Annotated in this window: 7 protein-coding genes; 6 read left to right on the plus strand and 1 reads right to left on the minus strand. The window is 66.8% G+C overall.

Annotated features, from left to right (window positions below; translation table 11 throughout):
• The first annotated feature begins 8 nt into the window (after positions 1 to 8).
• The 3 genes from AB0I43_RS31275 to AB0I43_RS31285 all read left to right on the plus strand — a co-directional run bounded on the left by AB0I43_RS31275 (position 9) and on the right by AB0I43_RS31285 (position 5065).
• Positions 9 to 2771, plus strand: a complete 2763-nt coding sequence (locus tag AB0I43_RS31275) for an excinuclease ABC subunit UvrA (RefSeq protein WP_357433068.1) — start codon at positions 9 to 11, stop codon at positions 2769 to 2771.
• A gap of 115 nt (positions 2772 to 2886) precedes the next feature.
• Complete coding sequence (locus AB0I43_RS31280) at positions 2887 to 4044, plus strand: acyl-CoA dehydrogenase family protein (RefSeq protein ID WP_357433069.1); 1158 nt, start codon at positions 2887 to 2889, stop codon at positions 4042 to 4044.
• Positions 4045 to 4150: 106 nt separating this feature from the next.
• On the plus strand, positions 4151 to 5065 hold the full coding sequence (locus AB0I43_RS31285; protein ID WP_357433070.1) for a 2OG-Fe(II) oxygenase family protein: 915 nt from the start codon (positions 4151 to 4153) through the stop codon (positions 5063 to 5065).
• A gap of 49 nt (positions 5066 to 5114) precedes the next feature.
• Here AB0I43_RS31285 and AB0I43_RS31290 read toward each other — a convergent pair whose 3' ends face one another.
• Positions 5115 to 5459: a PEP-utilizing enzyme gene (locus AB0I43_RS31290; protein WP_357433071.1), complete on the minus strand. Its 345-nt coding sequence runs from the start codon at positions 5457 to 5459 to the stop codon at positions 5115 to 5117.
• 338 nt (positions 5460 to 5797) lie between these two features.
• Between AB0I43_RS31290 and AB0I43_RS31295 the strand changes: the two genes are divergently transcribed.
• From AB0I43_RS31295 to AB0I43_RS31305, 3 genes are read left to right on the plus strand one after another with little or no spacing between them, the layout of a single operon-like run.
• The gene (locus AB0I43_RS31295; RefSeq protein ID WP_357433072.1) at positions 5798 to 7354 is read left to right on the plus strand and encodes a carboxylesterase family protein; all 1557 of its coding nucleotides are present in this window, start codon (positions 5798 to 5800) and stop codon (positions 7352 to 7354) included.
• 11 nt (positions 7355 to 7365) lie between these two features.
• Positions 7366 to 10629, plus strand: coding sequence for an AMP-binding protein (locus AB0I43_RS31300; protein ID WP_357433073.1), 3264 nt, complete (start codon positions 7366 to 7368; stop codon positions 10627 to 10629).
• Positions 10626 to 14699 carry an AMP-binding protein gene (locus AB0I43_RS31305; protein ID WP_357433074.1) on the plus strand — a complete coding sequence of 1358 codons (4074 nt, stop codon included), beginning with the start codon at positions 10626 to 10628 and terminating at the stop codon, positions 14697 to 14699. Before AB0I43_RS31300 ends, AB0I43_RS31305 begins: the two co-directional genes overlap by 4 nt.
• Positions 14700 to 14705 lie beyond the last annotated feature (6 nt).

The following is a 14705-nucleotide window of genomic DNA, read 5'->3' on the forward strand; positions in this document are numbered from 1 at the left end:
TGCCCCGAATGATCCAAACGCAGGACTGGTCCCGGCCGATCCTGGTCCAGGAGGCCAGCGAGAACAATCTTCGTTCGGTCACGCTGGAGATCCCGCGCCGAGCGATCACAGTGGTGACCGGTCCGTCCGGTAGCGGCAAGTCCTCACTTGCCTTCGAGACAATCTTCGCCGAAGGACAGCGGCAGTACCTGGAGAGCCTGTCGCCGTTCCAGCGGCGTGGCTTTGTTCAGCTCCCCAAACCGAAGGTCGCCGCGATCACAGGTCTGGGGGCGGCGATCGCGGTCCGCCAGCACATCCCCGGCCGTAACCCCCGTTCGACAGTCGGCAGCATTACCGAGATCGGCAATCTGATCAGGCTGCTGTACTCCCGTGCCGGCGAGCACTCGTGCCTGACCTGCGGCACCGAGGTGGCTCCGCGCAGCATAGAGGAGTTGATTTCCGTCGCGGTCGACGCCATCGGAGCTGGTTCTGCGGTACTCAGTCTGGTCAAGAGATCGACACTGGGCACCGGCGATATCGTTCGTCGGGAGCTGACCAGTCAACCAGCGGGCCGGACCGCGGCCGAGCTCATCGCCGTGCTGCGGAAGTGTTTTGCCTACGCCATGCGTACCCCTGATGCGGTTGTCGCGGTGGAATGTGCCGGGCAGTCGGCCAGGTATCTGGACACTGGTTGGACCTGTGAGAACTGCGGACGTGTCGCGAGGGCGACGTCCTCGCAATTCTTCAGCCCGAACTCGCCGGAAGGTATGTGCCAGGAATGTGAAGGGCTTGGGAGTCGCTTCGAGGTGTCCGACGAGTTACTCGTCTCCGACGAGGACGCCTCGATCCGGGCGGGCGCGCTGGCCTTCTACGGCGACCGGCGCCGCGAGCCGAAGAAGACGTACTGGCCGATGCAGGAACTACCCCAGCTGCTCGGCCTTTTCGGATCGACCGTGAACACGGTTTGGCGCGACCTCTCACCTGCACTGCGCGAGCTTGTGTTGCGAGGCCGCACCGAATACGCACTGTCGGAGGAGGTCGAGTCGTATCTGGCCGGCCGGACCGACACCGGCCTGGCGCCGAATATCGAGCGGTTGTTCCGAGGGGCCTCGACCTTGGAGCGCAAGGAGTTCTATCAGCAGTACATGACCGCGGTGCCCTGTACCCGGTGCGGTGGCAGTAGGCTGACGCCCGATGCGTTGGCGGTGCTGCTCAACGGCGACAACATCGTCCGCGCCATGGGCCGTCCTGTACAGGAGTTGCCAGCCTGGCTGGAGGAGGTCCTTTCGCTGGACCTGCCGCCCATCGTCGCCGCAGCGGTCGAGGAGATCAACGCGGAACTGTGTCGCAAGATCGACCACGTACTGCAGGTCGGCCTCGGCTATCTTGCCCTGGATCGCCCAGTCCCTACTCTCTCCGCCGGTGAGGGGCAGCGGCTGCGCATCGCCAAGCAGCTCGGCAGCACCCTGATCGACCTCGTCTACGTGCTGGACGAACCCTCGGTCGGCCTGCACCCCGCGGATACCGGCCGATTGACCACAAGTCTGCGTCGGCTGTGTGACCTGGGCAATACCGTCATCGTCGTCGAGCATGACGCCGAAGTGATGCGCGCTGCGGACCACCTTGTCGATGTCGGTCCGGGAGCGGGTGAACTGGGCGGTCGGATCGTGGCCACGGGCTCCCCGGACGAGCTGATCCGCTCCGGCGACTCCGCGACCGCGCGGTATCTGCGCGGCGAGCTGGTGATCGGACGCGCTCGCGCCCGTCGGCGGCCGGAACCCGGCGCGGATCTGACGATCGCCGGCGCGCGTCTGCACAATCTTCGCAACGTGACCGCCCGTTTTCCGCTTGGGCTCCTGACCTGCGTTACCGGGCCGAGTGGCAGTGGGAAGAGCTCGCTGGTCAGCGGCCTGCTCCAGCGCGCCGCCACGATGGCAGTGGATACGGGACGCATACCTGCCGGGCCGTTCGCCGAGCTGACCGGGATCGAGTCGTTCCGCCGTCTCGTCGCTGCTGCACAGGACCCGATGGGCCGCAATTCGCGGTCGATTCCGGCGACATATGTTGGGATCTTCGACGATATTCGCAAGTTGTTCGCCAGGGTGCCGCTCGCGGTGCGCAATCGGTGGTCCACCGCGAATTTCTCGTTCAACTCCGAGGCGGGCCGCTGCTGGACGTGCCGTGGCAGCGGTGAGCAGACCATGGAACTTCACTTCCTACCGGACGTGGTCGTGCCGTGCCCGCAGTGCGCGGGGCGGCGATACAACGACGACGTTCTCGCGGCGAAGTGGAACGGGTACTCCATCGCCGATGTGCTCGAACTCGACATCGTCACTGCGTCCGAGGTGTTCGCGGAGGAACCGAAGATCGCGGACGTGTTGCGGGTGCTCGGCGACATCGGGCTCGGCTACCTGCGGCTGGGCCAGAGCGCGGTAACCCTCAGCGGAGGAGAGGCGCAGCGGCTCAAACTCGGTCGCGAGCTCTGCCGCAGCAACCGAGATGCTCCCACCCTCTACATACTCGACGAGCCGACCAGTGGCCTGCATGCCGTCGATGTGGTCGTGCTGGTTGAATTTCTGCACCGGCTTGTGGACGCCGGGCACACCATGATCGTGGTCGAACACAATGTGGATGTTGTCGCCTCGGCGGATTGGGTCATCGACCTTGGCCCCGGCAGCGGTGCCGACGGTGGGACGATCATCGCGCAGGGTATGCCGGAGGACATCGCCGGACACGAGCGAAGTGCGATGGCCCCCTTTCTGCGCCGCGCGCTCATTCGCCCGGAGCGGTGAATTCGGCCTGTGTTCGCATGACCGTGGCGGTGCTGGCGGCGGTCGTGCACACTGCGGTGGATCAACCCTTCCCCTGTTCTCGGTAAACGTTTCAGATCGGGAGATCGACGACTCCATGACGAATTCCCTGTCGTCCGTGCGATTCACGTTGTCCGGTAAAGACGCGCTCTCCGCCGCGCAGCGGGTCGCCGCTATCGCGGCAGAACATGCCAGTGAGGTCGACCGCAATGCGGAGTTTCCTGCGGCGGCGATGGCGGCACTCGCGGATGCCGGGCTGCTGGCCGCGGTGGCCCCCGAAGCGGAGGGTGGACTCGAACTGGGCCTGCCCGTGCTGGCCCGCGTAGGTATCGAGTTGGCCCGTGGTTGCGGATCGACCGCGATGATCTGGGCGATGCACCAGATCATGCTGGCCTGTGCGCTCCGGCATGGCGGTCCCCCGGACCTGGTGTCCACGATGGTGTCAGGCAATCTGCTGCTCGCGTCGGTGACCAGTGAGAAAGGTCTCGGTGCCGAGCTATCCCGGTCACATGCCGTCATCGAAAATGGGCGCACGCTGGAGAAGGACGCGATGACGGTCTCCTATGGGCAGCAGGCCGACGCCTTTCTGATCACCGCGCGGCGTGACCGCGCCGCGGATCAGCGGGATATTGCTGCGGTCATGGTGGGCAGGAATCAGATCGAGCTGGCCAGGACCGGGATCTGGAATCCGATGGGCATGCGCGGGACCTGCAGCCCGCCCTTCCTGATCCGGGCCGAGTTCGAACCGGACCAGATCCTCACCGATCCTTTCCCGACGATAAAGGCTCACACCCTGGTTCCCCTGTCGCAGATTCTGTGGTCTGCCGTGTGGATCGGCCTGGCCGGCGAGGCGCTCGACCGGGCAGCGCGGGCGCTCGATGCCCGTGCTCGCCGGTCGGATGCGGCGGTTCTCGATCACCGGATGGCTTGGGGGGACCAGCTTTTGATCGGTCTTGAGACCCAACTGGCCGACGCGATCACATGTTTCGACGAGGTGTGGTCTGGGCAACGAGCTCCTGACGGATGGCTTGCCGCGAGGCTGAACGCGTTGAAGCTGGCGGCCTCGACCGCCACTGTGACAGTCGCGCAGCACGCGTTGTCGATTTGTGGCTTCTCGGGCTACCAGGAGGACGGACCGCTGTCGATTTCGCGGATCCTGCGGGACCTGTACTCGGCGCAGATCATGGTCTCCAATGACCGTTTGCTCGAAGCCAACGCGGCAAGCGCAGTGGCGACCCGGCTACCGCCCACCTGACACTGCAAATCCTTGTGCCGCAGGGTAGGTGGCGCCGAGCCGGGATGACTGACCGGACATGGAGCCTTGGTTGCCGCCATGCCGGGGTATTGCGAGAATTCGCGCCATGACCTCTGGGCAAGACAGGATCGCGCTGATCGACCTCACCGAGTGGCGCATCAACAGGAACGAGAGTGTCGCGCGGCAGCTGCTGGAGGCGTTCCGCGACACCGGGTTTGCCCACATCTCTGGGCACGGCGTGCCGGAGACAACCCGCGCTGCGGTGTTCGCTGCGGGTCGGCGTCTGTTCGCGCTGGATGGCCGTCGGCTCGACGCAGTGCACAACCGGCATGCCGGGCACTGCCGCGGTCATGTCGGGCTCGACGAGACACCGGGACCAGGTCCGCGTTACGAGACGTTCGACCTCGGTCTCGAGCTGCCGGACACGTATGAGGGGCCGGGATGGACGTTGCGGTCGACGCCGAACCTGTGGCCAGACCTGCCTGGATTCCGGTCCACCGTGGAGCGCTATATGGCTGCGGTCAGAGCACTTTCGGACAGTGTGCTGAGCGCCGTCGCCGTCGCTCTGGACCAGCCCCCGGACTTCTTCGCGATCCGATCCCATGAGCCCCATGCCTTGTTGCGGCTGCTGCACTATCCACGGCAGCCGCAGCTGCCCGAGGGCTCGTTGAGTGTCGGGCGGCACAGCGACTACGAAGTCGTGACAGTACTGGCACAGGACAGTGTGGGCGGACTCCAGGTACATGACCCGGCCAGCGGCTGGGTCGACGTCCGACCGGTACCTGGTGCGTTCGTGCTCAACGTGGGGGAGATGCTCGCCCGATGGACCAACGGTTTGCTGCCGGCCACCCCGCACCGGGTGCTCAGCCCGCGCGACCGGGACCGGTACTCGGTCGCGTTCTTCTACGCCACCAGCTATGACGTGCTGATCGAGCCGATCGGGGGACCCGCGGCGGATGGCTACGAACCGGTCACCACCGGAATGTACCTGGAGCAGCGCTTCGGTGAAGTCGGCAACTGACAAAATTTCCTCGTGACCGGCACTCGCCTGACCGGTAGGTCGCGGGGATTCAGTCGACGGCGTGAACCGCGCCGGTGGCGCCGTCCACCACGATGCGCATGCCATCCCTGATCACCTCGGTACCGATCTGTGTGCCCACGACACAGGGGATTCCAAGCTCCCTGGCAAGGATCGCCGGATGAGACGCCAGCCCGCCACGATCGGTCACCAGTGCGGCCGCGTGCTCGATCATGTCGGCGAAGCTCAGCGGGTCGGTGATCACCGTAACCAGGATGTCGCCGGCGGTCAGCTCCACCTCCGCGGGGCCGCCGCGGTAGACGCGTGCTCGTCCGGTTGCTGTGCCGGGGCTTGCCGGGGTTCCGCTGACGAGGGGGCGCGTTGTCGGTTGCACCATCGCGATCCTAGCGGAAGTGCATGCAGGACAATGGATCTCGGCCGACACGGTGTGCAACTGCTCGAACTGCGCAGTTGCACACTCGGATTAACTTAGGCGCAACAGGCACACCCGGTGTATGGGTCTGCTGCACGAAATGTCATGCGCGGACAACTATGTGCGACGTCGCTCGTCACCCGATGTGGGCACCGGTGGCTCTTGATCATCGTTGATGCGACTGGGAATCTGACGCGGGCCGTCTTTCACGACCGGCCGCGATCATGCCGAAGGACACGGTGAAAGCCGACGACCCGTTCGTCGTGGCCTGTGTCCGTCGAACGAGACATGGAGGTCAGCGAATGACGACCGTGGTGGCCACCACGAACGGCCGGGTGCGGGGCGCCGTCGTCGATGGCGTGTACGTGTTCAAAGGCATCCCCTACGGCGACTCGACCGCGGGTGACGCCCGGTTCGCTCCACCGCGACTGGCACCGGCATGGACCGGCATACGGGACGCGACCGAATTCGGCCCGGCCAGCCCGCAATTCCCGACGGCGCTACGCCCCGGTGACGCGCCGATCCTGGCCGCACTGTTCGACGCGCCGCTCCAGCATCCACAGAGCGAAGAAATGCTCACCGTCAACGTGTGGAGTGGGGGACTGGATGGCGTGGCGAACCGTCCGGTGATCGTGCACCTGCACGCGGGCGCGTTCCAATTCGGCTGGTCGTCCTGGCCCATGTACGACGGTGGGCGGCTCGCCCGTGACGGTGACGCGGTGGTGGTCAGCCTGACCTACCGCCTCGGTGTGCTGGGCTTCCTCTACCTCGCCGAGCTCGGCGGGCCCGAGTTCGCGCACTCCGGCAACGTCGGCCTGCTCGATGTTCTCGCGGCGCTGGGCTGGGTCAGGGACAATATCGCCGCGTTCGGCGGCGATCCCGGCAATGTCACTGTGGTCGGCGACTCGGCGGGCGCCGGTGTGGTGACCGGCTTGATGGCCATGCCTGAGGCGCGTGGCATGTTCCACAAGGCGTTCACGATCAGTGTGGGCGGGTCGTCCGGTGTCCAGCCCGAACAGGCGACCACGGTCGCCGAGGCGATTATCAAGGAGCTCGGGTTCAGCCGTGGCGACAATCTAGCACCGCTGCGTGAGATCAGGGTCGGCAGATTAGTGCGTGCCCAGCTGGCCGCGAGTGCGCGGATGGGGGAGTTCACCTTCGGCGGATCCTTTCGGTTCGGCCCGGTGATCGACGGTTTGCACTTGACCGATAGTCCGTTGCAGATCGCGGTTCGCGGCGAGGCGATGGATGTGCCGTTGTTGCTCGGCAGCGCCAAGGACGAGTTCACGCTGTTGGCCGCGGACATGGCGGCGGACCTGGACGAGCAGCAGGTGCGCCGGATCGCGCAGACAATGATGGGTGACTATGGCGAAACGGTGCTCGACACCTTTTGGAGTCGCCGGCCGGGCGCCACTCCGGGTGAGGTCATGCTCGCCATCTGGTCCGATTCGACCCGGATCTCCACCCTGCGGATCGCCGATGGCCATGTGCGGCATGGTTCGAATCCGGTGTACTGCTATCTCTTCTGCTGGGAGAGCCCGGTGGAGGGCGGGAAGTACGGCTCAACCCATATCCTCGATTCCCCTTTCTGGTTCAACAACGTCGACACCGCGCCGATCACCGGGGACGCACCGGAGCGCTACCCCCTGGCCCGGCGGATGAGCAAGGCCCTGCTCGCCTTCGCTCGAACCGGCGACCCCAACCATGACGGCCTGCCGGACTGGCCCGCGTACCGCGTCGGCGACCGGCCGACGATGATCATCGACCGCACCTGCGAGGTGCGTCTCGACCCGTACGGCGCCGAACGGGAAGTGATGACCCAGGTGTCCGCGCACGAGCTCAGCCACCGGGGACTTTAGGAGGCCGCGGGATGCCGGAGATGGACGAGGAGCGTCTCGCTGCGGTCGGCCGGGTTGTCGCCGACGTGCTCGGCCGTGAACGGGTCGGCCCGGACGACGGGTTTCGTGCGCTCGGCGGTGACTCGCTGCGTGCGGTGAAAGCGGCCGGGCTGCTCGCGACCTCTCCGGGCACCGAGGAAGTGCTCTTGGAGGCGTTGCTGGACGGTGCTTCCACCCGCACGCTCGCCGGGTTGCTGGCCGAAGAGACTGCCACGGCGGCGAGCGATCGGATAGTGGGGACCTCGGTGGCCGCCGGCACTCTTTCGCACGGCGAGGAGATGCTCTGGCTGGGGTGGCGATACCACCCGGAGAGCCCGGCCTATCACGTGGTGAACGCCTTCCGGATCACCGCAGACCTGGATCTCGCGGCATTGGACCGAGCCGTCCGTGCGGTCGTGGCAAGGCATCCCGCCTTACGAACCCGCTACGAGGAGGATATTCCGGTCGCGGCCGTCGGTTCGATCGCTCCGGACATCGTCCACGAGACGGTGGGCGATTGGACGCAGGCCACGCAGTCCGCTACTAGCGCGGCCAGGGAGCCGCTGGCCGTAGCAGAGGGTAGGCTGCTGCGAGTCAGGACGTATCAGGTCGGGGCGGACGGATACCTACTCCTGATCGTCGTGCACCACTTGGCGGTCGACGGCTGGTCGATGCGACTGATCTTCCGGGACCTCGCGGCCGGTTATGTCGGCGGGCTCACCGGGAACGCCGGGAGTTACCGGGAATTCGCCCGTCGGCAGCGTTCCACCGCAGCAGCGGTTGCTCAGGACTGGGCGCGACGGTTGACCCCGTTGCCTGACCGTCTCGAGCTTGCCGTGACCGGCCGTCGGCCGCCGAGCCGATCCTTGCGGGGAGACGTTGTGTCGCAACGCCTTTCCCCGGACATCGTGACCGGATTGACGGAACTAGCCAATCGCACCGACTCATCGCTGTTCCTGGTGTTGCTGGCGCTGTTGCATGTGAGTCTCGTTCGGCGCACCGGACAGTGGGACGCCTTGATCGGCACCGTAGCGGCCGCACGAATGCACGCACGGGATCATGAGACGGTAGGTTTCTTCGCTGGCACAGTGCCGGTACGGGTGACCGCGTCGCCCGAGGACACCGTCGCGGAGGTTGTCGCAGGCCTGCGCGATGAATGGCGTTATGTCCTGAGTCACCAAGACGTTCCTTTGGAACAGCTCGCCACCCTCGTTCGCGAGGCTCCGGATCCGGCGCACGCACCGCTCGTCGACGTCGTGCTCGTCCTCCAGGATCTCGGCGAGGGTGAGCTGGCGTTGCCGTGTTGTGCGGTTCGGGCGCAACGCATTTCGACGGGCACCGCGAAATTCGATCTGATGCTCGAGGCCACCCCGCACGAGGACGGCGGCGTCGAGTTGCTCTGGGAGTACGCCACAGACATTCTCGACATGCCGACGACTGTGGATATCGCGGAATTCTTCACCCACCTGGCCGGGCTCGTCGCGGTCGACGGCGGCATCGCGGTCCGGCAGGCAGTCCGCGTCAGCCCTGCCGAGGCCGTCCGGATCACCGAGTCCGGATCGTCCAGCGAGGATGTTCTCGACCAGTGTGTCGTCACGGCTTTCGACGCCGTGTGCACCTCGGCGGACACCGCTGTCCATCTCGGCACCGACCGAGTCAGTTTCGCTGAACTGGGTCGATTGCGTGATCAGGTGGCAGGCGCGCTGCTCGCGGCAGCCGTGCGGCCAGGAGATATCGTCGCGGTCCGGCTGCCGAGGTCTGCTGTGTCCATCGCCGCCATGTTCGGCGTCTGGACGGTCGGTGCGGTCCTGCTGATGCTGGACACCCGGCATCCGGCCGAACATCAGGAGCGGCTCATCGGTGCTTGCGACCCCGTGGTGATCATCGGACCAGGCGGGATCAGCGCCGACGATATCGTGGCCGCCCCGGCTCGCCAGGTCCCGCGGGTGACTCGCGCTCCGGCGGATCCGGCCTGGCTGGTGGGGACGTCCGGCAGCACCGGTGTGCCGAAGGTGACAGTCGGATCGCATCGCGCTCTGCGCAATCGGTGTGCCTGGGAACGCCAGACCTGGCCCGGCACTCCGGACGACGTCGTCGCGATCCGCACGCCACTGGGATTCGTGGATGCCATCGCCGAGACCGTCGTGCCATTACTCGACGGCGTGCCGGTGGTTGTCGTGCCGGAACCGGCTACCTGGGACATGCCTACGCTGCTGGACATACTCGCCCGCCATCGCGTCACGCGGTTGCTGGTCACGCCATCGCTGATGCGCACGGTGCTGGACACCAACGCCGACTTGTCCGCGCTGGCGTCGCTGCGGATGTGTAAGTTCAGCGGAGAGGAGCTTGAGGCAGACCTGCTCGATCGGGTGCGCACCGCGCTGCCCGATTGCCGGTTGGTCAACCTCTACGGCAGCGCGGAGGTCGCGGGGGACGCGACCTTCGCGGACGTCACGGACTGCAATTCGCCGAATGTCCCGCTGGGTCGTCCGATCGCCGGTACAGAGGTTCGGGTACTGACCACCGATGGTGAGCCCGCGCCGCCCGGTGTGATCGGCGAACTGGTGGTGACCGGTGCCTCCGTCGGGCTCGGCTACCTGTCCGAGGTGAGCGAAAACGGCTACTCGGCGGTGGCGGGGGAGACGGCCTATCGCATGGGTGATCTCGGGTGGCTCGCATCCGACGGCGAGCTGCACTTCGCGGGCAGGCGAGATCGGCAGGTCAAGATCCGGGGCTGCCGGGTCGAGATGGATCAGGTTGAGGCCGCGCTGCGCGCGGTCGACGGAGTGCGGGAAGCCGTGGTGTGGGCACAAGCCCGTCCGGCTGGGCCACGGTTGCTGGCGGTGGTAGCCGGTCCCGGGCTCTGTGGTGAGCGTATTCGCGACGAACTTCGAGAGCGTCTGCCCGCATACATGGTGCCGTCGCGAGTGACTGTTGCCGCGGAACTCGCTATGAGCGCCAACGGCAAGCTCGACCGCCGCCGTGCCATCGCGGAGGCGGACCTGCGCCCGCAGCCGGTCGGCGCGGTCCTGGAATCCGAGCTGCAGCGTCGCATCCACGCTGTCTGGGGCATGGTGCTCGACGACGAGACGGTCGGGCCGGGCGTGGACTTCTTCACCGCGGGCGGTGACTCGCTGGCCGCCAACCGGATGCTGGCCGAGGTCATGCGGGACACCGGTACCGTGCTGGAGCTGAGGGCTTTTCTATCCAATCCGACCATCGAGGGTCTGGCCGAATTGGTCGAGGCGACGCTGTGACGCCCGGGCGGCTCACCGCGGCTCAGCGTGACCTGTGGCTGCTGGCGCAGCAGAATCCGGCGGACCCGGCCTACCACGTGCCGTTTGCTGTCTGGGTGGATGGGCCGCTGGATACCGATGCCCTGGTCGATGCGGTGAACGCCGTCGTCGCGCGGCATGCGGCACTGCGTACGGCGATCACGGTGCACAACGGCGAGCCGGTGCCCACCGTGCTCGGCGAGCTGCGGCTCACCTGTCCGGTGACGCCGGTGGGTTCGGCTGCGGAAGCCTGTGCCGCGGCCGAGAAGCTCAGCTCGCAACCCTTCGACGGTCCACTGCTGCGGGCCCGGCTTTACCGAGTGGCCCCCGATCAGCACCTGATGGTGCTGGTAGTGCATCACATGGTCTGTGACGGCGCTTCACTGTGGATCATCCTTGAGGAACTGGCCGCCTCCTATAACGGTGAGCCGGATCTCGCGCCGGTCGTTCAGTTCACCGAACCCGGATCCGATGACGGCGCCGCCCAGCGTATTGCCGAGCGGATCGCCCCGGCGCCGGATGTCGTGAACCTGCCGTACGACTTGGGTACACCGCATCCGGATGCGACCAACGGGCGTGTACTGCTCACACCGCTGCCTACTCACGTTAACGACGCGCTCGAGGCCATGGCACGTGGTCTCGCCACGACCACGAATGCGGTTGTGCTCGCCGCCTACTCGGCGGTGCTCGAGGTGCTGACCGGCTCGGACGACATCCTTGTGAGCATCCCGGTCTCGCTCCGTCGCACGCCCGACCAGCAGCGGACCGTCGGTTACCTGGTCCACAGCGTGCCCATGTGGCTGCGCCCCGGCGCGCATGACACGGTGGCTGCCCTCGTCGCGCACAGCGCGCAAGAACTCAGGCAGGCCTGGGCCGACTCCGGTGCGTCGTTCGGTGAAGTGGTCGAGCAGATCCGGCCCCTGCGTGTACCAGGGTTGAACCCGCTGTGCCAGTGTGAGTTCTCGAGCCAGACTGTGCCCGATCGGCTGCCCTGGCTCGGGCAGGCCGAACTCAGGTACCAATACATCCACAACGGTGGTTACAAGTTCGGTCTCGGTGTCGAGGTGGTCCAGCAGGGTGGCGGCCGCACCCTCGCCGTCGAGTACCCCGCCGATCTTTTCCTGCCCACGACCGTGCGGCGGATCGCTGGTCTGCTGCTGCATGTGTTGCGGCAGATGGTCATGTCTCCCGCGCTAGTTCTGGCGGATCTGGGGCTGGCAACGGTCGCCGAACGTGAGTGGCTGGCCCAACGGGCAGGCTCGTCGCAACGAACCCAGCACCCGGCACTGGCAGACCGGATCGAGCGGTGGATGGCTGAACGGCCCGCCGCGACTGCGGTAATCGACGCTACCGGCGAGATTACCTACGAAGATCTCGACCGGCGGTCCGCCGAGGTGGCGGAGTCGTTGCGTGCGGCCGGAGTCCGTGTCGGCGACCGGGTGGCACTGTACGGAGAACGCACGGGTGAGTTCATCGTCGCGGTGGTCGCGGTCGCGCGGCTGGGCGCGAGCTTTGTGGCAATGGCCGACGATCTGCCGGTTGGCCGGATCACCCGGGTCCTCGCTGTGGCGCGACCGGCGGCGATTCTCGTTACCAGTCGTGATCTGCTCGCGAACCTGCCGGGTGAGGCGCGGCCCGGCCCGGCTGGGTGGCTGATAACCCTGCCGGATCCGGTCACGCGACCCGATGAGGCGTACGTCGTCCTCACTTCGGGCTCGTCGGGCGATCCGCGTGGGGTCAGCGTTTCCCACACGGCCTTGGCGACGGTCGTGGCGGCGTGGGGGCACGAGTTGGACCTCCCGGCCCGGCCCGGCCGCCATCTGCAGCTTGCTCCCTTCTCGTTCGACGTCTTCGTCGGTGACCTCACCCGTGCATTCGGCTTCGGCGGCACACTGGTGCTGGCCCGACGGGAGGAGATCCTGGACCCGGTCCGGCTGCTGGATCTCATCGACCGCCACGGCGTCGACACGGGCGAGTTCGTGCCTGCGGTGGTGCGGCTGCTCCTGGACAGCGTGGACCGACTGCCGTTGCGCCGCATGATGGTCGGCTCGGACGCCTGGTCGGTCGATGAAGCCTTGGCCTTGCTGGAGGTCCTGCCACCGGACGCGGAGCTCTACTGCACGTACGGCACCAGCGAGGCCACCATCGACTCGACGTGGTATCGGATCGATGCCCAAAGATTGCCATCGCGTGGCGGTGTGCCGATCGGTACACCGTTGGCAGGCACCCTGGTATCAGTGCGTGACCGGCGTGGTCGCGTCGTACCGCCCGGTCTTCCCGGCGAGCTGTGGCTCGGCGGCGCCGGTCTCGCGTCGGGCTATCTGGACGAGAACGGTGCACCGGTGCGCCGGCAGGGGTTCACGAGGCCAGGCTGGTATCGGTCTGGCGACCGGGCGATCTGGGGCCGTACCGGAGAACTTTGCCTGCTGGGGCGGCTCGACGAAGAGACCAAGGTGCGCGGTGTCCGGGTCAATCCAGGTGAGGTGGAAGCCGTACTGCGCCAGCACCCTTCGGTGCGCGCCGCCGCCGTGGCGGTCACCGACGCCGCGCCGGAACGGCGGCAGCTCGCCGCCTTCGTGACCGGCACCTCCGAGGTGGCCGAAGTGATGAAGTACGCGCGGGAGAACCTGCCCGCTATCGCGGTCCCGTCGATCTGGCGGGTGGTGGACCGCCTGCCATTGACCCGCAACGGCAAGGTCGATCGTCGCGCCCTGGTCGAGCTGGCCGGTGCGGCGGGCACGGTGCAGCTTACGACGCCGCTGACCCCGACCGAAGCGTTGGTGGCCGCGATCTGGCGGGATGTGCTCGGTGTACCGCACATCGGACCTGCGGACGACTTCTTCGCCCTGGGCGGGTCATCGATCCAGGCGGCCCGCATGGTCTGGCGAGTCGGTACCGCGTTGGGTGGGCGCGTCGCGGTTGCTGACCTTGTCCGCCGTCCCTCTCTCCGAGGCTTGTGTCAGTCGCTCGATGCCGTCGATCCCGAGCGGACCGAAGCGCCGGCACAGCTGGACGTGACCTTTCCAGCGCCCCCGGCGTCCACCCCGTGGTCGGGGCGAATTGTGCTGGCCGGTGGGACGGGCACGCTCGGTGCCGGAATCCTCGCGTGCCTGTTGGCGGCGCCGGTTGCGAAAATCATTTGTCTCGTCCGGCCCGAACGGGGCCGTGAGCGGCTCCGCGACGCCTTTCTACGGCACGGAGCCGATCCAGGTCTGCTCGACGATCCCAGGCTTACCGTGTACCCGGCTGACCTGACTGTCCCGAAAGCCGGGTTGAGTCCTGAGCATATGAACGAAGTGCTGCACGCGGACGCGGTGGTGAACGCGGCGGCCTGGGTCAACTTCGTCTACCCGTACGAAAAGCTCGCCTCGGTGAACGTGCAGGGCGTGGTGACGCTGGCTGACTTTGCTGCCACGGCCAAGGCGAAGACCCTGCACCACTTGTCTACCCAGTCGGCTGTTCCGGTGCCCGGCGAACGGCTGCGCGGAGGCTACAACCAGACCAAGGCGGCCGCGGAGGAAGTGGTCCGGCGCCTGTCGGCCACGGGAACGCGGACCAGTCTGTACCGTCCAGGGTTCGTCCTCGGCAGGTTGTCCGGAACCCCGGAGCGGGCCGGACTACTGGAGAGCTTTCTCCGGGAGTGTCTGAGGCTCGGTCGTGCGCCCGAGCTATCCGGTTGCGTGGCCGTGGTCTCCGTCGAGCATCTGGCGCGGACGGTCGTAGGCAATGTGCTGGCCGAACGTCCGGAGTCCGTGGTGGACATTCTTGCCGAGCCGGCGCTCGAGTGGACAGCAGCCTGGGAGATGTTGCGGGATCGGGGCCTATGGCTCGAGGTAGTGCCAGCAGACCAGTGGGTTGCCGCGGTCTCATCGGACGCGCTGTGGTTCGAGCCTTTTCTGCCGTTGCTCGCCGAAGTCCCACTGGCGGATCTGTTCGACGACTCACCGCCGCCGACCGGCGCGATGCGCGCCGCCGAACCCGCCGAACAGGTCTGGCACGCCATCAGCGATCAGCTCGCCGATGCGCTGAAGCTCGCAGGAGGGCGACGATGACAGGGG

The organism is Nocardia sp. NPDC050435 (genome assembly GCF_040655395.1).
Taxonomy (GTDB): Bacteria; Actinomycetota; Actinomycetes; order Mycobacteriales; family Mycobacteriaceae; genus Nocardia.